The sequence below is a fragment of the Marinobacter zhejiangensis genome (assembly GCF_900114775.1).
Lineage (GTDB): Bacteria > Pseudomonadota > Gammaproteobacteria > Pseudomonadales > Oleiphilaceae > Marinobacter > Marinobacter zhejiangensis.
This window is the reverse complement of the sequence record NZ_FOUE01000002.1, coordinates 511,287-536,526: the sequence shown is the minus strand read 5'-3', so window position 1 is coordinate 536,526 and position 25,240 is coordinate 511,287. Positions and strand designations below refer to the sequence as shown.

General features: G+C 56.9%; 24 protein-coding genes. 7 read left to right on the top strand and 17 right to left on the bottom strand.

The annotated features are described in order from the left end of the window. Positions 1–21 precede the first annotated feature (21 nt). From BMZ67_RS07800 to BMZ67_RS07790, 3 genes are read left to right on the top strand one after another with little or no spacing between them, the layout of a single operon-like run. Positions 22–489 carry a tellurite resistance TerB family protein gene (locus BMZ67_RS07800; protein WP_092021380.1) on the top strand — a complete coding sequence of 156 codons (468 nt, stop codon included), beginning with the start codon at positions 22–24 and terminating at the stop codon, positions 487–489. Positions 490–500: 11 nt separating this feature from the next. Further along, positions 501–1,631, top strand: coding sequence for a 3-deoxy-7-phosphoheptulonate synthase (locus BMZ67_RS07795; protein ID WP_092021379.1), 1,131 nt, complete (start codon positions 501–503; stop codon positions 1,629–1,631). Between the two features lie 8 nt (positions 1,632–1,639). After that, positions 1,640–2,434 carry a glycerophosphodiester phosphodiesterase gene (locus BMZ67_RS07790; protein WP_092021378.1) on the top strand — a complete coding sequence of 265 codons (795 nt, stop codon included), beginning with the start codon at positions 1,640–1,642 and terminating at the stop codon, positions 2,432–2,434. A gap of 77 nt (positions 2,435–2,511) precedes the next feature. Here the strand turns inward: BMZ67_RS07790 and sthA are convergent, their stop codons facing one another. From sthA to BMZ67_RS07740, 10 genes are all read right to left on the bottom strand, one after another. Beyond that, a complete protein-coding gene (gene sthA / locus BMZ67_RS07785) occupies positions 2,512–3,903 on the bottom strand; it encodes a Si-specific NAD(P)(+) transhydrogenase (protein WP_092021377.1) in 1,392 nt (463 codons plus the stop codon). A 34-nt stretch (positions 3,904–3,937) separates the two neighbouring features. Further along, on the bottom strand, positions 3,938–4,183 hold the full coding sequence (gene nqrM, locus BMZ67_RS07780) for a (Na+)-NQR maturation NqrM (RefSeq protein WP_092021376.1): 246 nt from the start codon (positions 4,181–4,183) through the stop codon (positions 3,938–3,940). Positions 4,184–4,236: 53 nt separating this feature from the next. After that, positions 4,237–5,286: an FAD:protein FMN transferase gene (locus tag BMZ67_RS07775; protein WP_092021375.1), complete on the bottom strand. Its 1,050-nt coding sequence runs from the start codon at positions 5,284–5,286 to the stop codon at positions 4,237–4,239. A gap of 9 nt (positions 5,287–5,295) precedes the next feature. Continuing rightward, entirely contained in the window at positions 5,296–6,522 is a 1,227-nt protein-coding gene (nqrF, locus tag BMZ67_RS07770; protein ID WP_092021374.1) for an NADH:ubiquinone reductase (Na(+)-transporting) subunit F, read from the bottom strand. A gap of 37 nt (positions 6,523–6,559) precedes the next feature. Then, the gene (gene nqrE, locus BMZ67_RS07765; RefSeq protein ID WP_092021373.1) at positions 6,560–7,168 is read right to left on the bottom strand and encodes an NADH:ubiquinone reductase (Na(+)-transporting) subunit E; all 609 of its coding nucleotides are present in this window, start codon (positions 7,166–7,168) and stop codon (positions 6,560–6,562) included. Beyond that, positions 7,168–7,833 (bottom strand): NADH:ubiquinone reductase (Na(+)-transporting) subunit D, encoded by a 666-nt coding sequence (locus BMZ67_RS07760; protein WP_092021372.1) that lies wholly within the window; start codon positions 7,831–7,833, stop codon positions 7,168–7,170. The genes nqrE and BMZ67_RS07760 overlap by 1 nt, the downstream gene beginning before the upstream one ends. Positions 7,834–7,835: 2 nt before the next feature. Further along, entirely contained in the window at positions 7,836–8,636 is an 801-nt protein-coding gene (locus tag BMZ67_RS07755; RefSeq protein ID WP_092021371.1) for a Na(+)-translocating NADH-quinone reductase subunit C, read from the bottom strand. Next, complete coding sequence (locus tag BMZ67_RS07750; RefSeq protein ID WP_092021370.1) at positions 8,629–9,834, bottom strand: NADH:ubiquinone reductase (Na(+)-transporting) subunit B; 1,206 nt, start codon at positions 9,832–9,834, stop codon at positions 8,629–8,631. Before BMZ67_RS07750 ends, BMZ67_RS07755 begins: the two co-directional genes overlap by 8 nt. Positions 9,835–9,840: 6 nt before the next feature. Beyond that, complete coding sequence (locus tag BMZ67_RS07745) at positions 9,841–11,187, bottom strand: Na(+)-translocating NADH-quinone reductase subunit A (RefSeq protein WP_092021369.1); 1,347 nt, start codon at positions 11,185–11,187, stop codon at positions 9,841–9,843. A 359-nt stretch (positions 11,188–11,546) separates the two neighbouring features. Then, a complete protein-coding gene (locus tag BMZ67_RS07740) occupies positions 11,547–13,019 on the bottom strand; it encodes a glyceraldehyde-3-phosphate dehydrogenase (protein WP_092021368.1) in 1,473 nt (490 codons plus the stop codon). Between the two features lie 259 nt (positions 13,020–13,278). Here BMZ67_RS07740 and mfd point away from each other — a divergent pair, with 259 nt between their 5' ends. Together mfd and BMZ67_RS07730 are read left to right on the top strand one after the other, a co-directional pair. Continuing rightward, on the top strand, positions 13,279–16,797 hold the full coding sequence (mfd, locus tag BMZ67_RS07735; protein ID WP_092021367.1) for a transcription-repair coupling factor: 3,519 nt from the start codon (positions 13,279–13,281) through the stop codon (positions 16,795–16,797). Next, positions 16,733–17,590, top strand: a complete 858-nt coding sequence (locus BMZ67_RS07730) for a CsiV family protein (RefSeq protein WP_092021366.1) — start codon at positions 16,733–16,735, stop codon at positions 17,588–17,590. The genes mfd and BMZ67_RS07730 overlap by 65 nt, the downstream gene beginning before the upstream one ends. On the opposite strand, the gene BMZ67_RS07725 is transcribed toward BMZ67_RS07730, so the two are convergent. From BMZ67_RS07725 to BMZ67_RS07705, 5 genes are all read right to left on the bottom strand, one after another. After that, complete coding sequence (locus tag BMZ67_RS07725; protein WP_092021365.1) at positions 17,571–18,359, bottom strand: S-methyl-5'-thioinosine phosphorylase; 789 nt, start codon at positions 18,357–18,359, stop codon at positions 17,571–17,573. The genes BMZ67_RS07730 and BMZ67_RS07725 overlap by 20 nt on opposite strands. Continuing rightward, the gene (locus BMZ67_RS07720; RefSeq protein ID WP_092021364.1) at positions 18,356–19,489 is read right to left on the bottom strand and encodes a mechanosensitive ion channel family protein; all 1,134 of its coding nucleotides are present in this window, start codon (positions 19,487–19,489) and stop codon (positions 18,356–18,358) included. Before BMZ67_RS07720 ends, BMZ67_RS07725 begins: the two co-directional genes overlap by 4 nt. A 43-nt stretch (positions 19,490–19,532) precedes the next feature. Continuing rightward, positions 19,533–20,033: a L,D-transpeptidase gene (locus BMZ67_RS07715; protein WP_092021363.1), complete on the bottom strand. Its 501-nt coding sequence runs from the start codon at positions 20,031–20,033 to the stop codon at positions 19,533–19,535. A gap of 58 nt (positions 20,034–20,091) precedes the next feature. Next, positions 20,092–20,763, bottom strand: coding sequence for a TetR/AcrR family transcriptional regulator (locus tag BMZ67_RS07710; protein WP_092021362.1), 672 nt, complete (start codon positions 20,761–20,763; stop codon positions 20,092–20,094). A gap of 62 nt (positions 20,764–20,825) precedes the next feature. Continuing rightward, positions 20,826–21,689: a hypothetical protein gene (locus tag BMZ67_RS07705; protein ID WP_245749911.1), complete on the bottom strand. Its 864-nt coding sequence runs from the start codon at positions 21,687–21,689 to the stop codon at positions 20,826–20,828. Between the two features lie 278 nt (positions 21,690–21,967). Here BMZ67_RS07705 and BMZ67_RS07700 point away from each other — a divergent pair, with 278 nt between their 5' ends. Beyond that, positions 21,968–22,582 (top strand): riboflavin synthase subunit alpha, encoded by a 615-nt coding sequence (locus tag BMZ67_RS07700; RefSeq protein WP_092021361.1) that lies wholly within the window; start codon positions 21,968–21,970, stop codon positions 22,580–22,582. On the opposite strand, the gene BMZ67_RS07695 is transcribed toward BMZ67_RS07700, so the two are convergent. Next, positions 22,576–23,697, bottom strand: coding sequence for a class I SAM-dependent methyltransferase (locus tag BMZ67_RS07695; RefSeq protein ID WP_092021360.1), 1,122 nt, complete (start codon positions 23,695–23,697; stop codon positions 22,576–22,578). The two genes, BMZ67_RS07700 and BMZ67_RS07695, sit on opposite strands and share 7 nt — an antisense overlap. 127 nt (positions 23,698–23,824) lie before the next feature. Here BMZ67_RS07695 and BMZ67_RS07690 point away from each other — a divergent pair, with 127 nt between their 5' ends. Then, positions 23,825–24,271: a hypothetical protein gene (locus BMZ67_RS07690; RefSeq protein WP_092021359.1), complete on the top strand. Its 447-nt coding sequence runs from the start codon at positions 23,825–23,827 to the stop codon at positions 24,269–24,271. Positions 24,272–24,365: 94 nt separating this feature from the next. On the opposite strand, the gene BMZ67_RS07685 is transcribed toward BMZ67_RS07690, so the two are convergent. Further along, a complete protein-coding gene (locus BMZ67_RS07685; RefSeq protein WP_092021358.1) occupies positions 24,366–25,217 on the bottom strand; it encodes a UDP-2,3-diacylglucosamine diphosphatase in 852 nt (283 codons plus the stop codon). Positions 25,218–25,240: the final 23 nt, after the last annotated feature.

The following is a 25,240-nucleotide window of genomic DNA, read 5'->3' as shown; positions in this document are numbered from 1 at the left end:
CATAGGAGCCCGCCATAACCAATGATTGCGCGGCTAAAACAACTTCTGCTGACAGCGTCATCTGGCGCTGCCGATGCACCATCCAGCCGGCACCAGATGGCGGTGGCTGCCACCGCCCTGATGGTCCAGCTTGCCCGGGTCGACCAGCATCAGGATGAGCGAGAGCTCAAAACCATTGTCGACTGCGCCATGACGTCGCTGAGCATTACCCGCGAGGAAGCCGAACAGATCCTTGAGGATGCGCTTCACCAGGCAAACTCGGCGACGTCCCTGTATGAGTTTACCGGCCTGCTTAACGACCAGCTCGACCAGGACCACAAACTGGTGTTGCTCGAAAGCATCTGGCGGGTCGCTTACGCCGATGGCCGCATCGACCAGTACGAAGAGCAGCTGATTCGCCGCATGGCCGATCTGCTGTACCTACACCATAGCGAATACATGCTGGCGCGCCATCGTGCCGAACGAGCACACCAGCAAGCCCAGGGATAAGGAGTAGCAACATGCTCGCCATACTGCACCCGGACACCGAACTGAACAGCGAAGAGTACCGTCATACCCTGCACTTCCTGGAGAACCTGCCCGGTGTTTCGCTACGGGTACATGAGATTCAGGGAACCAGCCAGCGCCTCACCGAAATTTACCTGCTGGGGGATACCAAGACCCTCGACAAGGATGAAATTGCAGCGCTGCCTGCGGTCGAACGGGTGATTCGAATCTCCGACGACTACCGGATTCTCGGGCGCCACCGGGATGACCGCCGGGTCAGCGGGTTTGAGTACAACGGCGTCACCTTCAATCAGGACAACCTCAACGTCTTCGCCGGCCTGTGCGCGGTGGATGTCCCCGACCATGTTGAGCTGATCCTGAAGGCGTTGGAAGAGCACGGGCAGGTCTGTACCCGTATGGGCGCCTATAAGCCACGGACCAACCCCTACTCGTTCCAGGGCCATGGCAAAGGCTGCCTGCCATGGGTGTTCGAGAAAGCCGGCAAACACGGTATCAAAGTGATTGCCATGGAGATCACCCATGAGAGCCACATCGAAGAAATCGATGAGTGCCTGGAAAAGCTCGGACGCCCCACCGGCGTCATGCTGCAAGTAGGCACCCGGAACACCCAGAACTTTGAACTGCTGAAGGCCATTGGTCGTCAGAGTACCTATCCGGTGCTCCTGAAGCGGGGCTTCGGCATTACCCTGAACGAATCGCTGAACGCCGCCGAATACCTGGCCAGTGAGGGCAACGCCAATGTCGTTTTCTGCTTGCGCGGCATGAAAACCGAAGCGGGTCAGCCTCATCGCAATATGGTGGACTTCGCCCATGTGCCGGCAGTTAAACGCCTGACCCGGATGCCTGTATGCATTGACCCGTCGCATTCCGTCGGTAGCCGGGAACATGCCCCGGATGGCATCCTTGATGTGATGCACGCGACAGCACAGGGCGTCATCGCCGGGGCCAACATGGTCCTGGTAGACTTCCACCCCAAACCGGAACTGGCCCTTGTAGATGGCCCTCAGGCCCTTCTCATGGAAGAATTGCCAGCCTATCTTGAAGACATCAAGCTATGCCATGAAACCTGGCAAAAACGTCAGGCGCTTTATAGCAAAATTCGTATCGACACACTGAGCGGCTAACTGACCGAATGATTATTTACGGACACAGGGGGGCCAAAGGTGAGGCCCCCGAAAATACCCTATCCGGTTTTGAGCTGGCCTACAGGCATGGCATTCGCCGGTTCGAGTTTGATCTGGTGTTGGCCAAAGATGGCCTGCCCGTGGTTATCCACGACCTGACGCTGGAACGTACCACAGGCCAGAGCGGAAAAGTCGCCGACTACACCGCTGCGGACCTCGCCAAGATGGATGCCCGCCGGAATGTCGTGTCCTGGCCAACGCCGGCCCCGATACCGAGCCTGGAAGCGGTACTGGCGGTTATTCCCGAGTTTGAGCATCTACAACTGGAAGTGAAGAGCGACAAGCGCAACCGCCTGAACATCCTTTGTAACCGGTTAACCGAACTGATCCAGCAGCGTGACCTTTACGAGCGTGTGGTGGTCACATCTTCAGACACCTGGTTTCTGCAGGAAATCCGCCGCCGGAACCGGCGTATTGCCATCGGCGTGGTGGTGGACAGCCGTTTCCCGAAGCCCACCAGTGTGGCTGCGCGTCTGGGCTGCGAGTACCTCATTCTTAACTGGAAGTTGTGCTCAAAGGCTTTGGTGGACGACGCCCACCGGCGGGATATCAAGGTCTCAACCTGGACGGTCAACAGCATTCACGACATGTTAACGCTGGAAGAACACGGCGTGGATAGCATCATCACCGACTACCCAACCAGCGCAAAAATCTTCTTCGACAACCGGCGCTCCGCCCTGCCCCACCTGACGCCAGAGCGGGAAGACGACGACCAGGAACCGTCGTTGTCCACCAGCGCCTGAAGCCGTTACCTGAAGTGATTACCTGAAATCTAATCTGGAACGTCGAGAGTCCGGCCCTCAAGGGGGCCGGAATCGAATCAGAAGATCCGGTTCAGCCCATTCAGAGCCGCAACCCGGTAGGCTTCCGCCATGGTGGGATAGTTGAAGGTCGTATTGATGAAATAGTTCAGCGAATTGGCTTCGCCTTCCTGATTCATGATCGCCTGACCGATGTGTACGATCTCCGCCGCCTGGTCCCCGAAACAGTGAATCCCGAGGATTTGACGGGTTTCTCGGTGGAACAGGATCTTCAGCATGCCAACGGCTTCACCGGTGATCTGAGCTCTCGCCAGATCCTTGAAGAACGCCTGGCCGACCTCATAAGGCACTTTCGCCTCCGTCAGCTCCCGCTCGGTCTGACCTACCGAACTGATTTCCGGAATCGTGTAGATGCCCGTCGGGACGTCAGAGACATACCGGAAGTAGTCGTCGTGAACGATATCCGACGCTGCAGCCCGACCCTGGTCATAGGCGGCACTGGCCAAGCTCGGCCAACCAATCACATCCCCGACCGCATAGACATGAGGCACCTCGGTGCGGTAGTGCTCGTCAACCGTCAGCTGGCCGCGGCTGTTGGCTTCAAGCCCAACATTCTCCAACGCCAGCTTGTCCGTGTTTCCGGTACGGCCATTACACCAGAGAAACGCATCGGCACGAATTTTCTTGCCTGACTGCAGGGACAGCACCACGCCATGCTCATCCCCATCAACCGACTCGTACTGCTCGTTATGGCGAACCAGTACGCCGTTGTTACGCAGGTGGTAGCTCAGGGCGTCGGAGATTTCATCGTCGAGGAACGACAGCAAGCGGCTGCCCGGATTGATCAAATCCACCTTTACCCCCAGACCGGCAAAGATCGAGGCGTACTCAGAACCGATCACCCCCGCACCATAGATAATCAGGGTACGCGGCGTATGGGAAAGGTTGAGGATGGTATCGCTGTTGTAGATACGGTGATGACGGAAGTTGACATCAGGCGGCAGGTAAGGCCGTGAGCCGGTAGCCACGACAACGGTCTTGGCATGAAGAACTTCCGACGCCTGACGGCTGCTCACCTCAATGCGATTGGCATCCAGGAAGCGCGCCATGCCGTTATACAAATCTATCCGGTTGCGAGAGTAGAACTGGGTCCGCAGCTTGACCTGCTTGCCAATCACCTTCTGGGCGCTGGCCAGCACCCGGGGGAATGAAAACCAACGAGGCTCACCGATGTCCCGGAACATCTGGTTGGTGTTGAAGGTGATGATCTGCTTGACGGAGTGACGAAGTGCCTTGGAAGGGATAGTTCCCAAGTGAGTGCAGTTTCCGCCTACGGTCTGCTTGTCTTCAATGATCGCAACCCGCTTACCGTTTTTGGCCGCGTTCATGGCCGCCCCTTCTCCGGAAGGGCCGGCACCGATAACGACGACGTCGTAATGATGTTCTGGCATGCGCGCAGTAACTCCTTCTCTACGTCATTTGATGTTATTTGGCTGGCTTGCTCGCATCGTAGGTCAGGGCATCTGCAGTCTTGCCCTCGTTAGCCAGACGATCATTTTCTTCTTTGCACTTCTTGGTATTGCCGCCACAGATATCACAGGCGCCGTCAAGACCCAACGCTCCGATACCACCACAGGTCCCACTGATGGGCTTACGCCCCATGATGACGCCAATCGACATGGCCAGGAGAAGAAAAGCAACGATCACAAAAACCAACAGGAAAGTGCCCATATCGTTTCACCTCAACTTCAGTATCTTGTCACCGTTCGCTGAACATGCCCTTGTTATTCAACAAGGTACGATGAAAACGCCGGTGTGTAATGTGATTCAAAGCCTTCCCCGGTACGCACGATAAAATACGCCGGGATGTTGTCACGGATGGCCAAGGCCCTGGCCTTTTCATAACCCATGACATTGAATGCTGTTGCAATGCCATCTGCCAGCATACAGTTTTCCGCAATCACCGTCACAGAGGCCAGATTATGGCTGATGGGCTTTCCGGTTAACGGGTCGATGGTATGAGAAAAACGCTGACCGTCAGCCTCGAAGTAATTACGGTAATCTCCGGATGTCGCCAAACCATGATTGTCCAGGACCACCACACGATTCACCTGACGATCATTGCTCACCGGCTCCTCAATGGCCAGGCGCCAGGCCTCACCGTTGGGCTTACGCCCCTTAACGCGGATTTCTCCGCCAATCTCCACAAGAAATGCGCCGATTCCGGCACGATCCAGGTAGCGGGCCACCGCGTCAACGCCATAGCCCTTGGCAATGGCTGAGAGATCCAGGTACTGGTGAGACGTGGTACGAACCGCCGGCGGCGTTTCCTGTAACTCGATATTCTGATACCCGATCAGCTCCAGTCTTCGCGCTAATTCGTCGGCGCTGGGGACAACTTCTGGACGGGCCTCAGGCCCAAACCCCCACAGATTGACGACAGGGCCAACGGTAATATCAAAGGCGCCTTCACTGAACCGGGAGATACCGTCGGCAGCGGTCAAGACTTCCAACAACTCGGGGGAAACTTCATGCCACTGCGACTGATCCTCCGCTGAGTTGAACAGCGACAGCTCCGAGTCGTCCCGCCAGGTCGACATCGACGCATCGACCGACCGCAGCACTTCCTCGATACCCTGTCCCAGATTCTCCAGACGCTGAGGGTCATCGTTCAATACGACATTAATATGATAGCTGGTGCCAAAGATCGGGCCGGAAAGCTCCCAGATTTTTGGCTCCTCCTTAAACGAGCAACCCGCCAGGGTCGCAACCATCAGCATCACGATGATGCTGATGGCGGAAGCCCTGGCGGGTCGGAACATGCAGGATGTCATGGGGCGTAATTAACCTCCGAAGTCATCCAGCATGATATTTTCGTCTTCAACACCCATATCTTTCAGCATCTTGATAACAGATGCGTTCATGATTGGGGGTCCACACATGTAGAACTCACAGTCCTCAGGTGCCGGATGGTCCTTGAGGTAGTTCTCGTACAGCACGTTGTGGATGAAGCCGGTGTACCCTGTCCAGTTGTCAGACGGCAGCGCATCGGACAGCGCCACGTGCCACTGGAAGTTCTCGTTTTGCTCGGCCAGGCCGTCAAAGTCTTCCACGTAGAACATCTCGCGGACACTCCGGGCACCGTACCAGAAGCTGATCTTACGATCCGAGTTCAGGCGCTTGAGCTGGTCGAAGATATGAGAACGCATCGGAGCCATACCGGCACCACCACCAATGAACACCATTTCGGCATCGGTCTTCTTGGCGAAGAACTCACCAAACGGTCCCATCACGGTAACCTTGTCACCCGGCTTCAGGTTGAACACGAAGCTGGACATAATGCCCGGCGGGTGGTCGCTACCGGGAGGCGGCGTGGCAATCCGGATGTTGAACTTCAGAACACCCTTCTCTTCCGGGTAGTTGGCCATGGAGTAAGCACGGATGGTCTCCTCCTTGTTGATGGCCTTGTAACGCCAGATGTCGTGCTTGTCCCAGTCTTCGTGGAACTCTTCCTCAATAACGAAATCCTTGAAGTTGATCTCGTAGGGAGGACACTCCAGCTGAACGTAACCACCGGCACGGAAGTCCACTTCCTCGCCTTCTGGCAGTTTCAGCACCAGCTCTTTGATGAAGGTGGCCACGTTGTGGTTGGACACCACTTCGCATTCCCACTTCTTCACGCCGAAGAACTCTTCAGGCACTTCAATTTTCATGTCCTGCTTAACAGGAACCTGACAGGACAGGCGCCAGCCTTCCTTTTCTTCACGGTTGGTGAAGTGGGTCTTTTCCGTCGGCAGCATCGCGCCGCCACCGTCCAGAACCTTACACTTACACTGCGCGCAAGTACCGCCGCCGCCACAGGCGGAGGACAGGAAGATACCGCTACCCGCCAGGGTACCGAGCAGCTTGCCGCCGGCCTCGGTTTTTACGGTATGTTCTGGGTCATCATTGATTTCAATGGTCACGTCACCGGTGCTGACCAGCTTCGAGCGTGCCGCCAGGATAATCGCCACAAGCGACAGCACGATAACGGTGAACATGACCACGCCGAGAATAATTTCTGTATTCATGGTCTCGCCTTTTCGTTAAACCGAATCACCGGGTTGGTTACAGTGAAATACCTGAAAACGACATAAAGCCAAGGGACATCAGACCAACAGTAATGAAGGTGATACCCAGGCCCCGGAGACCTTCCGGAACATCGCTGTACTTGAGCTTTTCACGGATACCGGCAAGCGCTACGATTGCCAGCGCCCAACCAAGACCCGCACCAAAGCCGTACACCACACTCTCGCCAAAGGTGTAGTCCCGCTCCACCATGAACAGGGAGGCACCCATAATGGCGCAGTTAACGGTAATCAGAGGCAGGAACACCCCCAGCGCGGAGTACAGCGCAGGAATGTACTTGTCCAGAACCATTTCCATGATCTGAACAATCGCCGCGATCACACCGATGTAGGTCAGCAGACCGAGGAAGCTCAGGTCAACGTTCGGATAGCCGGCCCAGTCCAATGCACCTTCACGCAACAGGTTGTTGTAGATCAGGTTGTTGGCAGGAACCGTCAAGGTCAGTACCACAATTACGGCGATACCGAGACCTACAGCCGCCTCAATCTTCTTGGAGATCGCCAGGAAGGTACACATCCCCAGGAAGAACGCCAGAGCCATGTTCTCAACGAAAACGGCCTTCAGAATCAGACTGATATAGTGTTCCATCAGAAGGCCTCCTTGGCTTTATGGCGAGACAGTTTGTAGTCAGGCTCTTCCACCTGTTCCGGTTTCCAGGCACGCAGGCCCCAGATCGCCAGACCAATGATGAAGAACGCACTCGGTGGCAGCAGCAACAGACCGTTCGGGATGTACCAGCCGCCTTCGTTAACCGTCGGCAACAGCGTCACGCCAAACAGCGAGCCCGCGCCAAGCAGTTCACGGAAGAAAGCGATAAACAACAGCATCACCGAGTAGCCCAGGCCGTTACCGATACCGTCAAGGAAGCTCAGTGCCGGGCCATTTTTCATGGCGAAACCTTCAGCACGGCCCATAACGATACAGTTGGTGATGATCAGACCTACAAACACCGACAGCTGCTTGCTGATCTCATAGGCATACGCCTTGAGAACCTGGTCCACCACAATTACCAGGGAGGCAATGATGGTCATCTGCACGATGATCCGAATGCTGTTCGGGATCTGTGTGCGAACAAGAGATACTGCAAGGTTGGAGAACGCAGTAACCGCAATCACCGAAATACACATTACGATGGTAACGTTAAGGCTGGTGGTTACCGCCAGCGCAGAACAGATACCAAGGATCTGCAGTGCAATCGGGTTGTTGCTGAAAATCGGCCCAAAAAGGACCTGCTTGGCGTTAGTATCAGCCATGATCAGACCTCCCCTTGACGCAGTTTTTGCAGGAACGTCGCGTAACCACTTTCACCCATCCAGTAGTTGAGCAGGTTTTCAACACCGCGACTGGTCAGGGTTGCGCCGGAGAGCGCATCGACTTTGTGTTCCTTGTTCGGATCGTTGGGATCAACCCCACCCTTCACCAGACGGATTTCTGGTTGGGTGAACTCGGTGCCATACACGGTTTTGCCAATCCACTGCTGCTTCCAGCGTGGGTTGTCAACTTCACCACCCAGTCCCGGAGTCTCAGCATGGGCATAGAAACCCAGACCTTCGATGGTGTTGGCATCGCCTTCCAGTGAGACAAAACCATACAGTGTTGACCACAGGCCATAGCCGTGTACCGGCAGAACCACACGCTGCAGCTCACCGTTTTCGATCAGCATGAAGATCTTGGCAACGTTCGGACGACGCTTGATGCCTGCAGGATCTTCAGAGCCGAGCACAGTTGCCTGGGCTGGGTCAGAAGCCGCACGGTACATGTCGTACTTCATGGCATCGTCGAAACCAACAGCGGAGGCATCCACGTACTCGCCGGTGTCCAGGTCAACCAGACGCACTTCGAAGCGCTGAAACTGCGCTTCGATCTCGGCAGGTGTAGCACCCGCTTCCAGCATGCCAGCGGCCGCCAGAATGTTAGATTTGATGTCCAGGTTCTGGTTCGTTACCTGAGCCGGCTTGAGCATAACGGCAGCGGTCGACACCACCACCGAGCAGACGATACACAGCGCCAGCGCAACGATCAGGGTTCTGGAGACAGTTTCCTTGGCGTTAGACACGAGCAAGCCTCCGTTTGATGTTGGCCTGAACCACGTAGTGGTCCATCAGCGGTGCGAACAGGTTAGCGAACAGGATGGCCAGCATGATGCCTTCCGGGAACGCCGGGTTGATAACGCGAATCAGCACAGTCATTACACCCACCAGGATGCCGAAGCACCAGCGGCCAGTGTTGGTCATCGCAGCAGAAACCGGGTCCGTTGCCATGAACATCATGCCGAATGCGAAACCACCAATAACCAGGTGCCAGTGCGCCGGCACGTTGAACATCGGGTTGGTGTCGGAACCGATGGCGTTCAACAGCAGAGACATACCGATCATACCGATCAACACGCCACCCACGATGCGATAGGACGCAATCTTCATCACCAGCAGGATCAGACCGCCAATCAGGATAGCCAGGGTAGACGTTTCACCCATGGAGCCCTGAATGGTGCCCAGGAATGCGTTCATCCAGCCAATGTTCTGCTCCAGAGCCTCAAGGCCACCGCTGGCAGCCCAGCTCAGCGCAGTTGCACCGCTAAAGCCGTCAACCGCGTTCCAGACCGTGTCGCCTGAAATCTGTGCCGGGTAGGCAAAGTACAGGAACGCACGACCGGTCAGCGCCGGGTTGAGGAAGTTTTTACCGGTACCACCGAATACTTCCTTACCGATGACGACACCGAAGGTGATACCCAGAGCCACCTGCCACAGAGGGATGGTGGGGGGGCAAACCAGGGCGAACAGGACAGACGTGACGAAGAAACCTTCGTTCACTTCATGACGACGCACAGTGGCAAACAGCACTTCCCAGAAACCACCCACCACAAAGGTGACCAGGTAGATCGGCAGGAAGTAAGCTGCACCATAGACGAAGTTGTCCCAGACGCTGCCCGCATCATTACCCGCCAGGGCTGAGATAAAGGCAGTACGCAGGCCGCCATCGCCCATAAGGGCATCAGGGTTCTCAGCCAGGAAGCTGTTGGCCTGGAAACCTATGTTCCACATGCCGAAGAACATGGCCGGGAAAGTACACATCCACACAGTGATCATGAGTCGCTTCAGGTCAATGCCGTCGCGAACATGAGCCGTAGTGGAAGCTACTTTGCCTGGGGTATAGAAGATAGTGTCAACGGCTTCATAGAGCGCATACCAGCGCTCATACTTGCCGCCTTTTTCAAAATGATGCTCGATGCCATCGAGAAACGTACGGATACCCATGTCGTATTAGCCCTCGATCTCGATTCGGGTCAGGTTCTCGCGGAGAATCGGACCGTATTCGTATTTACCCGGGCACACGAAGGTACACAGAGCCAGATCTTCTTCATCCAGTTCCAGTGCGCCGAGCTTTTGTGCCGACTCAGTGTCGCCAACGATCAGTGAACGCAGCAACTGGGTGGGCAGGATGTCGAGAGGCATGACCTCTTCGTAGGTTCCCACCGGCACCATCGCACGTTCGCTGCCATTAGTGGTGGTTGTGAAGTCAAACTTCTTGCCACCAAACAGCTTGGACAGATAGATGTTCAGAACGGAGAACTTGTTGGTACCCGGAGACAGCCAGCCCATGAACTCACGCTTGCTGCCCTCTTCAAGGATGGACACCTGATTGGCGTGACGCCCCAGATAGGCACAAGGACCGGTGCCACGACGGCCACCGAAGACAGAACCGGAAATCAGGCGAACTTCGCAGTCGCTGGCCGTTTCACCGTCGGTCAGTTCGGTCAGGCTAGCGCCGATACGAGTACGAACCAGACGCGGCTTGGTCGCTTTCGGGCCGCCCAGGGCCACAACGCGCTCCACCGCCAACTCGCCGGTTTCGAACAGTTTGGCAATCGCAATCACATCCTGGTAGCCCACAGACCAGACGGTCTTGGCGACGCTGACGGGATCCAGGTAATGGATATGGGTACCCACGTTGCCGGCAGGGTGAACGCCGTCAAAGTGGTGGACTTCCACGCTGCCGCCCTGAGGCACACTGACCTGAGCGCCCGGCTTAACAGCAACAAAGACCTTTCCGTTAGTCAGCTTGGCGAGCAGGGTCAGGCCTTTTTCGAAGGCTGCGCTGTTTTCGCCAATGATGACTGCAGGGTCTGCCGCCAGCGGGTTGGTATCCATCGCAGAAACAAAGATGGAGTTCGGAGTGGAGTCAATTTCGGGGACTTTGCTGTAGGGGCGGGTACGGAACGCGGTCCACAGGCCAGACGCCACCAGATTATCAACGACCTGTTGACGGTCCAGTCCGGCAATGTCCGAGTCACTATAGCGAGCAAAGGTCTCAGCCTCGTCACCATCGATTTCGACGACAACAGACTGGAATACGCGGCGCTCACCCCGGTTAACTTCTTTCACCACGCCTGCTGCGGGTGACGTATAACGCACGCCCTCGGTCTTCTTATCCGTAAACAGCAGCGACCCGCGCTTGACGCGGTCTCCCTCTTTGACAGCCATTGTCGGCTTCATGCCGTTGTAGTCGAAGCCAATCAAAGCCACGTGACGAACGGGCTTGCCTTCGGTAATGGTCTGTTCGGGAGCGCCACTGATGGGAAGATCCAGGCCTTTCTTGATCTTGATCATTAGCCTCGTCCAATCATCAGAAACTTTTCGATGGATTTGCCACGCCTGACTCCTGCGTCCCGACTCCATTCTATGACTTGCGCCATTGGGAATAACCAGACGGACAGGCGCAGCGGCGGCATACCGATGCCAGACCTCGTCGCCAGCAGGATGTGAACAGTTTTCTGTGTCAGACGTACCCAAAATCGCGCCAATTATAGAGACTCGGGAACTGCTTTTCCACCGCAACCGCTCCGACTTTCTACCTAATTACCCGTAACTCCAACCCCCTACCCCAAAACGAAGAACCCCCGGCAACCATCGGTTACCGGGGGTTCTTCAGCGACAGCCAAAAGCTGTCAATTCAGGCCCTATCGCCCTTAGCGAGCACGCTTCGGGAAGATCGGGTAGGTCACACCGGCCATCTGGTTGACCACACGAACAACCTGGGCGCTGTAACCGAACTCGTTGTCGTACCACACGTACAGGATCAGACGCTTGCCATTGGCAATGGTCGCCTGGGCATCAACGATGCCAGCGTGACGGGAACCTACGAAGTCGGTGGATACCACTTCCGGCGAGTTAACGAAATCGATCTGCTTCTGCAGCTCAGAGTGCAGAGCCATCTCGCGCAGGTACTCGTTGACGGACTCAACCGACACATCGTTTTTCAGGTTCAGGTTGAGGATCGCCATAGAGACGTTCGGGGTCGGCACACGGATAGCGTTGCCGCTCAGCTTGCCCTTCAGCTCCGGCAGCGCCTTGGCAACAGCCTTGGCAGCACCAGTCTCGGTGATAACCATATTTAGCGGGGCGCTACGACCACGACGGCTACCCTTGTGGTAGTTGTCGATCAGGTTCTGGTCATTGGTATAGGAATGAACGGTTTCAACATGACCGTCCTCAATACCGTACTCATCGTTAATCGCCTTCAGAACCGGCGTGATGGCGTTGGTGGTACAGGAAGCGGCAGACAGGATCTTGTCTTCGTCAGTGATCCAGTCGTTGTTGATACCGTATACAATGTTCTTGATATCGCCTTTACCCGGCGCGGTCAGGATAACGCGACTGACACCTTTGGACTTCAGGTGCAGACCCAGGCCTGCTTCATCACGCCATTTACCAGTGTTATCGATCACGATGGCGTTATCGATACCGTAAGAGGTGTAATCCACCTGATCCGGACCGTTGGAGTAAATTACCTTGATGAAGTTACCGTTGGCCACAATGGCAGAGTTCTCTGCATCAACGCTGATGGTGCCATTGAAAGGGCCATGGACGGAGTCACGACGCAGCAGACTGGCGCGCTTTTCCAGGTCGTTTTCAGCGCCGCCTTCACGAACCACAATCGCCCGCAGACGGAGGTTGTTACCGCCACCCGCTTTTTCGATCAGGATACGGGCGAGCAGCCGGCCGATCCGGCCGAAACCGTAAAGGACCACGTCCTTGGTGCCGTTCTCGGCGTTTTCCTCAGACTGGGCACTGTACTGACCGACAACGGGGCCAATTTCCTGCTTGAGAAACTCTTCTACAGAGACAGAACCACCTTCGGACTTGTATTTGACCGCCAGCTTGCCAATATCAACGTGGGCACTGCCCAGCTCCAGCTTGTCCATGGCCTCCAGCAGCGGCAGGGTGTCGTGAACAGACAGCTCGTTGTCTTCAACTTGGCGCACATAACGGTGGGCACGAAGAATACCGATCACAGACTGGTTGATGATGGAGCGACCATAAACGGAGGTCACCACGTTGTTCTTACGGTAAAGGCGGCCAATCAACGGGATCATCGCCTCAGCGGTGGATTCCCTTTCCGTCCAATTAGACAGGTGCTGGTTAATCTGTTCGTGACTCACGCTTCAACCTCTGCAGTTAGCTTTGGAAATCTCCCTCCCAAACGTCCACCGGAACATCAAATAAGCCGGAAGCAGTTCAAAAGACCTGTGAGACTCCCTGGAAAATGGGTCGCATATTATCCAATGGATTGGGACCAAGAGCAAATAACTCCTTGGGAGGGTGTCATGACAGCGCCTCCGGCGGCCGGTAGAATGACGCGTCCCATTGATTTGACTCACATGGTTCGACTCACACCCTGAACGGAGCATCCGGGAACCCATGACCCAAGGCGCGCACTTTAACCCTCACAGCAGTCGGCTGCTGGCCCCAGACTTCCCTATTAAGCCCGCCGATCACCGGGTCTGGCATGGCCTGAGTGGTAGCCGGTCAGCGCTGGCCATTTGCGAGAGCGCACGGGAACATGACGGCCTAACCCTGGTTATTACCCGCAGCACCAACGAAGCCCTGCTGCTGGAACAGGCCATTCGCTTTTTCCTTGGTCTGGAGCCGGATGAAGATCAGCCTGCCATCACCAGCGAAGGCCTTGAGCTACTCTCTCTACCGGATTGGGAAACACTCCCCTACGACCAGTTTTCACCACACCAGGACATTACCTCCCGGCGTATTCGCACCCTTCATCGCCTGCCGTCCACCCGGCGCGGCATCTTGGTGGTGCCCGCCCGGACCCTGATGCACCGGCTCGCGCCAGTCAATTATCTACAGGGTAATACCTTACTGCTGGAAATCGGCCAGACGCTGGATATTGAGAGCTGGCGCCTGCAACTGGAAGCTGCAGGCTACCGTCACGCCGAAAATGTCTACGAACACGGTGAGTACGCCGTTCGAGGAGCGATTCTGGACATCTACCCGATGGGATCCGCCCTCCCCTATCGCATAGACCTGTTCGACAATGAAATTGAAACCCTGCGCACCTTTGACCCGGAAACACAACGATCGATTGATCGCATTGAGCGTGTTGAACTGCTGCCCGCCAATGAGTTTCCCTGGGACAAAGAGGCCCGGTCCGGCTTCCGGAGTCGCTGGTTCGAGCAGTTCCCCCACGCCGATAAAGACGCACCGATCTACCAGGACATCATCCAGGGGATAACACCGCCCGGCATTGAGTACTACCTGCCCCTGTTCTTCGACCAGACCGCCACCCTGCTTGACTACCTGCCGGCAAACACCCGCGTGTTTACCGCACCAGAGCTGAACAGCGCCCTTGAACATTTCCAGTCCGATATCCTCGCCCGTTACGAGGAACGGCGTCACGATCGCCTGCGCCCGATCCTGCCACCAGCAAACCTGTTCCTGCGTACCGAGGAGATGTTTTCTGCCCTGAAGGCCTACCCACGGGTCACACCGGAACCGACACGTCCGGAAGACGACGACAGCGCAGCCATAACCTGCGCGGCCGATGCCTTGCCTGACGTATCCATGGATGGCCGCAGCGCTCAACCGGCGGCCCGTCTGAAACAATTCCTCCAGCAATTCCCTGGGCGGGTATTGATTTGCGCCGAGTCGTCCGGCCGCAGGGAAGCCCTGATCGAAAGTCTGGGCGAAAGCGGCGTAAAACCGGTTACTGTCAGTGACTGGCGGCAGTTTCTGACCGATGAAAACTGCACCCTGGCCATTACCATAGCGCCAATGGAAGACGGCCTGATCCTGACCGGGCAAAACCTGGCCCTGGTGACCGAGTCCGCCCTGTTTGGCGAACGAGTGTTGCAACGGCGGCGGCGGGAAAAACCCACGGAAGTGGACGATGCCGGCTACCGCGACCTCTCTGAGCTGAGAATCGGCGCTCCAGTGGTGCATATCGACCATGGCGTAGGCCGATACCAGGGCCTGCAGACCATCAATGTTGATAACGACGCGGCGGAGTTCCTGACCCTGGAGTACGCCGGTGGCTCGAAACTCTACGTCCCGGTCTCCAGCCTCCACCTGATCTCCCGCTACAGCGGTGCCGACACAGACCACGCTCCCCTACACAAACTTGGCAATGAGCGCTGGAGCCAGTCCAAACAGAAGGCGCTGGAGAAAATCCGCGATACCGCAGCCGAGCTGCTGGACGTCTACGCCCGCCGGGAAGCCCGCAAAGGCTTCAATTTCGACCGCCCCGGTGACGCCTACCGTAATTTTGCCGCCGGTTTCCCGTTTGAGGAGACCCCCGATCAGCAGGCGGCGATTGAAGCCGTTATCGCTGACATGACCAGTGAACGTCCGATGGACCGTCTGGTGTGCGGCGACGTTGGCTTCGGCAAGACCGAAGTGGCCATGCGCGCCGCCTTTATCGCCACTTACTCCGGTAAGCAGGTGGCCGTCCTGGTACCCACGACCCTGCTCGCGCAGCAGCATTATGAGTCCTTCCGCGACCGCTTTGCCGACACCCCGGTGCAGGTCGAGCTGCTCAGCCGCTTCCGCAGCGGCAGCCAGACCAACAAGGCGCTGGAGGCCCTTGAAAACGGTCGTGCCGATATCGTTATCGGCACCCACAAACTGCTTCAGGGCGATATCCGCTTCAAAAACCTGGGCCTGGTGATCATCGACGAAGAACACCGCTTCGGGGTGCAGCAAAAAGAAAGGCTGAAGTCCCTGCGCGCGGAAGTAGACATGCTCAATCTGACCGCGACACCGATACCCAGAACGCTGAACATGGCCATGGGACACCTGCGGGACCTGTCCATCATCGCCACGCCGCCCTCCAGGCGCCTGTCCGTCAAAACCTTCGTCCGCCAGCGCGACGATGCCATGGTCAAGGAAGCGGTGTTGCGTGAAATTCTCCGTGGTGGCCAGGTCTATTTCCTACACAACGAAGTCAGCACTATCCAGAAAGTTGCGGAAGATCTGCGTCAGCTGATCCCGGAAGCCCGTGTTGGTGTCGCCCACGGACAGATGCGTGAACGGGAGCTGGAGCAGATCATGTCCGACTTCTACCACAAGCGCTTCAATGTGCTGGTCTGTACCACCATCATCGAAACCGGCATCGACATCCCCAGTGCCAACACCATCATTATCGAACGGGCAGACAAATTTGGTCTTGCCCAGCTGCATCAGCTGCGGGGCCGGGTTGGCCGTTCCCACCACCAGGCCTATGCCTACCTGCTGACGCCACCGCCAAAAGCCATCAGCAGCGACGCCCGAAAACGGCTTGAAGCCATTTCAGAAGCACAGGATCTTGGCGCCGGATTCATGCTGGCCACTCACGACCTGGAAATTCGCGGGGCCGGTGAATTGCTTGGCGAAGAACAAAGCGGGCAAATTGAAAGCATCGGCTTTACCCTGTACATGCAGCTTCTCGACGAAGCTGTGAAAGCCATCCGCGAGGGCCGGACCCCGAATGCGGAGCTGCCGCTCAGCCACGGCACCGAAGTTAACCTGCGCATCCCGGCACTGATTCCGGATGACTACCTTCCGGACGTCCACAATCGCCTGATGCTCTACAAGCGCATCGCCAGCGTAGCGTCGGGAGAAGCCTTGAAGGAGCTGCAGGTCGAGATGATCGACCGCTTCGGCCTGCTGCCGGTTCAGGCCAAAAACCTGATGCGCCAGACCGAACTGAGACTGAAGGCAGAGGCCCTGGGCATCGTCAAAATCGACGCCGGTAAGGAATGGACACGACTGGAGTTTGGTAGCAACACGCCGGTAGATCCACTGGTTCTGGTCCAGAAGGTGCAGAAGGCACCCGACCGACACAAGCTGGAAGGTGCGAACATCTTCGCTTTCCGGCTGAAGGATGCCACAACCGATGGTAAACTCTCTGGCATTTCGGACATGCTCGGCGCACTCACCCCTCAGTAAGAGGACCAGTGACGCAGAGCCCAACTTCCCAAGACGGTGGAGACTTCCTTTGCAGCAGTCCGTACTCAAGTTATCGAAACCACTCCTGTTTACCGCCGTTGCCGTATGGTTGGCAACCGGACAGGCCATGGCACAGTCAGCCGGCAATGCCTACCGGGCAGAAATCGTCCTGCTGGAGCGGATTGTTGCCCCGGAAGACGTTGAGGAGCAGATGGCCAACCGTCGGGTTCAGCCACAACCAGAGCTGCCATCCCAGCTGGTGGTGACCGATGCCAACGGCAATAGCCACTCTACCCTCAGGCTGGTCCCCAAACACGAAATGACACTGTCGCGGGCGGCGGACCGGCTGGTCAACAGCGGTCGCTATAAGGTTTTGATGACCGCCGGCTGGTACCAGTCCTTTCCGCCGAACTACAACGGCCAGCCCATGCAGGTTGCCGTGGGTGACTGGCTGCCCGAAGCCGGAATGAGAGAGGTTGAGGGTACCATTACCATTGATCGCCAGCGCTTCCTGCACGTTGGGGTTGAACTGAACCACTGGCAGCCCATGCCTCAAACCAGCCAACCACAGCAGACTGAACTGCAAACCGGGCAACCAGAATCCGTTGCCGCGATGGCGTCTGGTGGTGAGCTTCAGGGCGCCGGTTCAATTGAGATCATGGACGAACCCCAACTTAACGCTGAATTGCTGACCTGGATACGGGAAACACGCCGCATGCGCAGTGAGGAAATCCATTTCCTGGACTCCCCCACCATCGGCGTGCTGGTGCTCTTCAAGAAGATTGGAGGCTAAGGGCGCCCAGATCGCTTACTGAGCGCTCCAGAATCGTTTTTACGCCAGACATCCCCTTCGCTATGGCGGCCTCGATCTCTTCCATCGTGATGATGTGATCGGTCTTACCGGCCGCCCAGTTCACCACCAGCCCCAGACACGCGTAGTTCAACTTGAGCTCCGCGGCCAACACCGCTTCAGGCATGCCTGTCATCCCAACCAGGTGACAGCCATCACGCTCCAGACGCGTAATTTCCGCCGCCGTCTCAAGCCTTGGTCCCTGGGTTGCCGCGTAGGTACCGAAATCGCAGTGGGAAACACCTGCCGCCCTGGCTGCGCCGACCAGAACACGGCGCACCGCATCGGTATAGGGGTAGGAGAAATCAATGTGGGTGACCTCCTCCAGCTCCCCCTCAAAGAAGGTGCTCGGCCGTCCCCAGGTGTAATCAATCAACTGGTCAGGAATCACCACTTCCGCCGGCCCCATGTCCGGGTGAATACCGCCAACGGCATTGACTGCGATAACCGTCTCGACACCGCTTTCGCGCAATGCCCAGAGGTTGGCCCGATAATTCACCTGATGGGGCGGTATACGGTGGGGGTTACCATGGCGCGCCAGAAAGGTGATGTCCTGCCCCTTGAGACGACCGTGAACCAAAGGCGCTGAGATAGCACCCCACGGAGTGTCTGGGCAACTTTCCCCCAGTATCTCCAGGCCGGCAAGCTCGGTGAGCCCGGTGCCACCAATGATGGCAATTGGCGCCCCACCCTCTGTTGTCCGCTCGGTCATGATTTAGACTCCTCTACGCCCAGCCCGGACAATTCAATTCCATCGGGCACATGCAAGGTACTTGTCGGGAAGGCAAACTCAGCACCGTGGGACTCAACAATCTCATTGATCCGCAGCAGTACATCCTGTTTGATTTCGTGGAATTTTACCCATTCGGTGGTTTTGGTGAAGACATACACCATGATATCGAGTGAAGACGCATTGAATGCCAGGAAGTTCACGATCAGAGTCTGCCTGGTATCAATGGCTTCGTGATTTTCCAGCATGGTACGGATATCCGACACCACGGCGGCCATCTGGGACGAGTCGCAGTAACGGATACCAATGGTTTCGGAGATACGCCGATTACTCATCCGGGACGGGTTCTCCACCGCAATGGTGGTAAACGCCGCATTAGGTACGTACAAAGGGCGCTTATCAAAGGTCCGGATGGTCGTCATCCGCCAGCCGATGTGTTCAACAGTGCCTTCGATATTGCGATCCGGTGAACGGATCCAGTCGCCCACTTTGAAGGGACGGTCAAGATGAACAATCAGCCCCCCGAAAAAGTTGGCCAGAAGATCCTTCGCGGCAAAACCAATGGCAATCCCCCCTACGCCACCAAATGCCAGCACACCAGAGATGCTGTATCCCAGCGACTGCATAAAGATCAGGATAGCGGTAATAATCACCACGGCCCGCAGCAGCTTACTGACCGCTGACACCGTGGTGTAGTCCATGGTCCGAGGTGCCTTGCCTGGGGTACACAGCAACTTTTCCCCCTGCTTGATCATGCCCAGCAATGTCCACACCAGCAGCCAGATAAACCCGAGCCGCAACAAGTGTTCATTGGCCTGGAAAATCTCCGCTTTGGAGTATTGATAAGCCGCCTCCGCTGCCCAGAACACCCCCACCAGCCACACCAGGCCAATCGCAGGCTTTCTCACGGCGCTGAGAAAGGCATCGTCCCAAAGGTTGTTGGTATCGGTGAACTTGCGTTCGAGCCAGAGGATAACGCGACTCACCACAAACGCGGTCAGCGCGGTCACCAGAAGAAGGCCAAACACCAGCAACGTCAATCGCCAGGTTCCTGAAAGGCCCTGCCAACTGTCCATAAACCCCACCATTGCGCTGGGCACATCTTCGGTCATGTTGTTCCTCACCCAATCAGTCAATTAAGAAAACGTTTCGTCATCAGCGAATCAGGACTTCCGTTCCCGGCTCTACCAAGTCAAAAAGGTCGACGAGGTCCCGGTTTCTCATCCTGACGCAACCATGGGAACGCGGAGTCCCCATGGGCTCGCTGTCCGGCGTGCCGTGAATGTATATGAAGCGGCGAAAACTATCGACCCCAGGACCGCGATTACGCCCCCATTCCCGCCCACAAAGCCACAGGATGCGAGTCAGTATCCAGTCTCTGTCGGGGAATTGAGTAGCCAATTGATCTGAATAGACTTCGCCGGTGGGGCGCCGCCCCACAAATACCGCATTGACGGGTTGCCCTCCGCCAATACAGGCTCGGATAAAGTGGCGACCACGGGGCGTACAGCCAGAATCCTGCTGCTCGCCAGGCCCGTTGAGGGCGGAGGAAATGACGTAGACCTTCGGCGCAGCGTGGCCAGGACGATACAGACTCAAGGTCTGGCCGGGCAGGTCAATCTCAATATAGGGGCTGGAACGTAAATCCGGGGTCACGTTTTGCTCGCAGGCTTCTCAACAGAAAGGCCCCTGAGCGTAACTGACAGGATCGGGATCAGGCAAATGTCTCATCGGTCATCGGCGGGAGCACAACAATCTCCGCCTGCAGACCGGCAGACAGGAACGGCACCAGGCGGGCGGCAATCTCTTCAACGGAGGTCTCTACGCCGAGTTTGTTTTCGAGGATTTCCCGCAATGCGTCACTGCTGGACATGGTGAAGGCCGTTGCCCCCAACATAAACTGGATGCGCCAGTAACGATCCACTGCTGACAGGTCTGGCGTTGCATCCTTGAGTAACTTCATAAAGCGGCCAAAGGGATTACTGTACTCTGCTTCCAGAAACTTACGCAGGTGCCCTTGGGACTGAGTGTAGGCCAGCCCTAGCAAGCGCATAAAAATGGAGATGCCCTTTTCGTTCCGCTGCGGCATTCGCACAGCGCTTTCCGTCAGCGCCCACAAGGTCTGTTCCAGGGTTGGGGGAACATCTTTGCAGCGAGCCTCGAGATCATCGAAGGCGGTATCCAGGGTTACAGTGAATGGCGTGAGGAAACGGGCAAACACTGCCTGAATCAACGCATTCTTTGATCCAAAGTGGTAATTGACGGCAGCCAGATTTACTTTAGCCTTACTGGTGATCATTCTAAGGGAAGTTTCAGAAAAGCCTCGCTCTGCAAAAAGCTCTTCTGCCGCATCAAGGATGCGATCAACCGTATCGGATTGCGCCATTATTATTTTCCGCTGCCTCTACCAAACGTCTGTTTAAAACATACGTTTGAGCAACCGCATTGTCAAGCGCGCGGCTCCGGCACAGTGACCGCACTCGCCCAGCCTGCATCCAGTGCCGCCTGATTCCCATCAAAGAAAGCCTGCTCAAGCCGCCGATACGCTTTTTCCGCCTCAAGCATATAGATAAGGTACAAACGCACGTGTTCCCGACGGACACAATAACGAGACAATACGCGCCTTTCAGACAAGCTGACCAGCTTCTTGAACCGGGATGCTCCCAGTCTGGGATTGAACTCTCTCATCTGGGCGCATTGCCAAACCAGGCCGGAACCACCCTCCAGGTGAGCAATATGAGTACGGGCTTCTCGCATCAGCCGTTGCCTCCGCAGGATCAACTCCAGGTACGAAGCACGGTCAGAGTACAGCCGGCGAATATAGGGAACCCCTGCCAACAGGATAATGACAAAAGCACCAAAGCCACCACCAGCTACCCACGCTGGCACCAGGCCACTCATGCCACTGAGGAACAACAAGCAGGTCAGGGTCGCACTGAACAGCCAGAGATCCCGACGGCGACGGGCTGCCGCAACTGCGTAATTATCTGGCCACGAGGACATCGCCAACAGGTTAAAGTCCATTAATAGTACCCGGTCACACTGACGCAGGAGCAGCCGAAGCTTGCGCTGACGCTTGGCAGCCCCCTCCTCTTCCTGCGCCTGGCGCGACACTTCCGGCTCTGCAGGCTCATCGGACTCCGGAGAGGCCGCCAACTCGCCATCATCCCCACCGGTTCCTGCAACCTGCGGGGGCTCCTCTACCCCGGCGCCCTCGCCACCGGCCACAGGATCAGCGGGGCGCCCGGGCCGGAGCACGGCCGTGCCAAGCGGCGGTGCCAATTCCTGTTCTGGTTCTGTGATGTCGACCATAAGCTAACTGCCAACCCCGGTAGGGAGTCGGCACCTTGATTCACCGTTGATGTTCATAACCGGCGGCGCCTTCCGACTTCCGTTGTCCGGAAAAGCACCAGCGCCTTACTTCATTATCGGCAGAACGTCCGATACCTTGAGCCGATTTCTACGAACCTGGCCGGAGCGATCCACCGCCCCTTGGCACCAACATTCATGATCGCTATGCTTGACCGGTCTCACCTAACCCCGCCCGCCAATGAATCTGGGCCGGGACGTCTATCTAAGAGAGAGCATTCATGTTCACAGGCATTGTCCAGGGTATTGCCACCGTCGACGCGATCAACAGTCAGCCGGGGCTCAAGACATTTACGATCCGCTTTCCTGAAGAAAATCTGCATAACGTCAGCATTGGGGCTTCGGTAGCCATTAATGGAACCTGCCTGACCGTAACCAGGCAGCAAGGGCACTGCCTGACCTTCGACGCCATGCAGGAAACCCTCGGGCTCACCACACTGGATGCGCTCAAGCCCGGTGACCGCGTGAATTTTGAACGTGCCGCCCGGATTGGCGATGAAATTGGCGGCCACCTGCTCTCTGGTCATATCCACACCACAGCGACCTGTGTTGCCATCGACGCACCGGAGAATAACCGCACCCTACAGTTCGAATTGCCCGAAGAATGGATGCGCTACGTGTTTCCCAAGGGGTTTATTGCCATCAACGGTGCCAGCCTCACTGTGGGCGAGGTGGTAGAGAACCGGTTCAGTGTGCACCTGATTCCAGAAACACTGCGCGCGACGACCTTCTCTGATACGGCAGTCAGTGAGAAGGTCAATATCGAAATCGATAGCCAGACCCAGGCCATCGTGGAAACCCTGGATCGGCTCGGCTATCGCCAACAGCCTCAATAGCCGGCTTCGAACACCACAAACTTGGGGTCAGAGGCGAGTTGGCTGACACGGGGAAAATCCCTTCGCAGTGACTTGTGATACCCCAGGTGACGGTTGCCAACAACCAGTAAGCAACCGCTTCGTTTGAGATGCTGGCTGGCCTGGCGGAACAACCTCAGGGCAATATGGTCCCCAACGACGCCCCCTTCGTGGAAGGGGGGGTTCAACAGGATCAGATCAAACTCACCAGCATTTGGCGAAATGCCATCGGTATGTTCAAAGCAGGTATCGGCCTCAGGAAAGGCCGCCTGAACATTGGCTTTTGCACTGGCAACAGCCTGACTGGACACATCGGAGAACACCACTTTCAGGTCCGGCCTCTCGGCCAGAGCCGTTATTCCCTGAACCCCATTCCCACACGCCAGGTCCAGCACCCGACCACCTTCTGGCAGGTTCCTGACCAGGTCACGCACCTGAGGTACGAGCATCCGCGCTCCGATATCCAGATGATCCCGGGCAAACACCGCTGGTAGAGCCCTCAACTCTAGCCCGATGTCCGGCAAGTTATACCCCAGCCACTGACGCTCCCACCCGGCCAACCCGGCCTGCCCTGCACTGCAAACCACTACCCGGGCTTTCTTGCGGGCCGGCAACACTTGATCGGTATTCACCAGACGGTTGAACACCCCCACCCCATGATCGGGAATATGCTTGATCATCCCCCCGGCAATCAGTAAACCTCCCGGAACCAGGGCTTCATTGGCCCAGCGTAACAGGTACTCCAGATAATCGATCTGCCGGGGTATCCTCATGACAATCGCATCAAACGGCCCCAACGGTGGCTGGCCCCAGTTCAGCGGCGCACTTACCTCCAGCCCATTGGCCCGAGCATTGTCGGCCAAGGCCGCAGCCAATGATGCGCTGTCGGAAATCGTCGTCGGGGTTGCCTCGTTCAGCGCCAGCGTCAACGCCCCAAAGCCATCATCCACTACGGCCACGCGCTGTCCCGGCTGCAATCGATCCAGTGCGGCTTCGATCAGCAGCTCATCAGCCGCATCCCAGGCCTGCAGCCCCCGGCTGCCAGGCCGGTTCAGTACCAACGAAACTCCTTGCAGAGTGAGCGCATTGTTTGTCATTTCAGGCACCAAGTTCTCATTTTCCGTTATGTGACGCCATTCTAGGCTGATTATTCTAGAAATTAACCCTAGAGTTGCTCCCAAGATGATTTGGTAATAGCTACCGACGATAGAGAAGGACAGTACGATGATTCAGGACTCCCTGAAAAACGGTCTCGAATCCGTTCAGGCCACCCGCAAGCGCCTGGAAGATCAGGTCCGTCCGACCCTGGACTGGGCCACCGCAGAGCTGAAAAAAGTCTTGGCGGATATGGGCGCTGACGTGTCCGAGCCAACCACGCTGAGCCACGTTGTGGCGCAGGTTCGCAAAAAGAACCCGTCTTTGAAAGCGTTGGCCCGCCAGCTTGACGTGGCTACCTACGACCTTCGCAAGAAGCTGTGGTGGGACGCCAATATGATGACAGCCTATGTCAGCGAGCAGGCGGGAAAAACCTACGAAGCGGAAGTTAAGCCCAAGATTCAGGAAGCTCGCGATCGAGCGGAATCTCAGGCTCGCCGTGCGGTTGAGCAACTGCGTGGGCTGACCCAGCAGCTTCAGTCAGGCGCTGACAAGGCTGACGCAAACGCCGAATGATTTCAGGTTGTGACCCTCATGGGATGCACGCCTATTTGCCCCTTACCCCAGGGGCTTTTTTTCGTCTGACGTTTTTATAAGGGTTCGCCGCGCCCTATTTGGGCTCGGCGTTGACCTGTTCAATAAAGGCCTGAGACAGGGTATCGATGACCGGGCGCGGGCCACGGACAAACTCCGGCGCGGGCTCCTCTGGCTCCCGCTCCACCACACCCGGTTGCTCTGACCAGTGCAGAATTTCCAGGCGGCCATTGTCGTTTTCCACCAGGGCGGTACAGTGCTCGACCCAATCCCCATCGTTGCAGTACAGCCCGTCCTGGCTCCGCAGGAAGCCGGCGGAGTGGATATGACCACAAATAAAGCCATCGTAGTTTCCACGCTCGGCCACGGTGAGCGCTGCCATCTCGAACCGGCGGATAAATGACCGGGCCTTACCAATCCGGGTCTTAACCCACGCCGCCAGCGACCAATAGGGCTTGTTACGCATGCGGCGCCAGGCGTTGAACCAGCGGTTAAGTCGCAACAGCAGGCCATGGGCGCGGTCGCCCACCAGCAACATCAGCGGGCTGCATCGGACCACCTGGTCAAACTGGTCGCCATGACAAACAACAAAGCGACGACCATCTGCCGTGGTATGAATCGCCTTCTGCTTCAGTTCGATACCGGACAATGTCTGGCCACAGAAATGGCGCATAAATTCGTCGTGGTTGCCCGGAATGTAGACCACCCGGGTTCCGGATGCGGCAATCGCCATCAATTTGCGAACGATGGCCTGATGGGAGTCAGGGAAATGCACCCGCCGCTGCATGGCGATCAGGTCAATAATGTCGCCGACCAGGTAGAGCGTTTCACACTCAACATTGTCCAGGAAGTCCAGAAGGTATTCGGCCTGGCAGTCTGCCGACCCCAAGTGAACATCGGATATGAATACGCTGCGGTATCTGTGCATCAGTCGTCTCCGCCGGGGAACTT

Coding starts and splice junctions, on each gene's coding strand:
- BMZ67_RS07800 (WP_092021380.1), top strand. CDS start 22: ATGATTGCGCGGCTAAAACAACTTCTGCTGACAGCGTCATCTGGCGCT.
- BMZ67_RS07795 (WP_092021379.1), top strand. CDS start 501: ATGCTCGCCATACTGCACCCGGACACCGAACTGAACAGCGAAGAGTAC.
- BMZ67_RS07790 (WP_092021378.1), top strand. CDS start 1,640: ATGATTATTTACGGACACAGGGGGGCCAAAGGTGAGGCCCCCGAAAAT.
- sthA (WP_092021377.1), bottom strand. CDS start 3,903: ATGCCAGAACATCATTACGACGTCGTCGTTATCGGTGCCGGCCCTTCC.
- nqrM (WP_092021376.1), bottom strand. CDS start 4,183: ATGGGCACTTTCCTGTTGGTTTTTGTGATCGTTGCTTTTCTTCTCCTG.
- BMZ67_RS07775 (WP_092021375.1), bottom strand. CDS start 5,286: ATGACATCCTGCATGTTCCGACCCGCCAGGGCTTCCGCCATCAGCATC.
- nqrF (WP_092021374.1), bottom strand. CDS start 6,522: ATGAATACAGAAATTATTCTCGGCGTGGTCATGTTCACCGTTATCGTG.
- nqrE (WP_092021373.1), bottom strand. CDS start 7,168: ATGGAACACTATATCAGTCTGATTCTGAAGGCCGTTTTCGTTGAGAAC.
- BMZ67_RS07760 (WP_092021372.1), bottom strand. CDS start 7,833: ATGGCTGATACTAACGCCAAGCAGGTCCTTTTTGGGCCGATTTTCAGC.
- BMZ67_RS07750 (WP_092021370.1), bottom strand. CDS start 9,834: ATGGGTATCCGTACGTTTCTCGATGGCATCGAGCATCATTTTGAAAAA.
- BMZ67_RS07745 (WP_092021369.1), bottom strand. CDS start 11,187: ATGATCAAGATCAAGAAAGGCCTGGATCTTCCCATCAGTGGCGCTCCC.
- mfd (WP_092021367.1), top strand. CDS start 13,279: ATGACCCAAGGCGCGCACTTTAACCCTCACAGCAGTCGGCTGCTGGCC.
- BMZ67_RS07730 (WP_092021366.1), top strand. CDS start 16,733: ATGCCACAACCGATGGTAAACTCTCTGGCATTTCGGACATGCTCGGCG.
- BMZ67_RS07725 (WP_092021365.1), bottom strand. CDS start 18,359: ATGACCGAGCGGACAACAGAGGGTGGGGCGCCAATTGCCATCATTGGT.
- BMZ67_RS07720 (WP_092021364.1), bottom strand. CDS start 19,489: ATGACCGAAGATGTGCCCAGCGCAATGGTGGGGTTTATGGACAGTTGG.
- BMZ67_RS07710 (WP_092021362.1), bottom strand. CDS start 20,763: ATGGCGCAATCCGATACGGTTGATCGCATCCTTGATGCGGCAGAAGAG.
- BMZ67_RS07705 (WP_245749911.1), bottom strand. CDS start 21,689: ATGGTCGACATCACAGAACCAGAACAGGAATTGGCACCGCCGCTTGGC.
- BMZ67_RS07700 (WP_092021361.1), top strand. CDS start 21,968: ATGTTCACAGGCATTGTCCAGGGTATTGCCACCGTCGACGCGATCAAC.
- BMZ67_RS07695 (WP_092021360.1), bottom strand. CDS start 23,697: ATGACAAACAATGCGCTCACTCTGCAAGGAGTTTCGTTGGTACTGAAC.
- BMZ67_RS07690 (WP_092021359.1), top strand. CDS start 23,825: ATGATTCAGGACTCCCTGAAAAACGGTCTCGAATCCGTTCAGGCCACC.
- BMZ67_RS07685 (WP_092021358.1), bottom strand. CDS start 25,217: ATGCACAGATACCGCAGCGTATTCATATCCGATGTTCACTTGGGGTCG.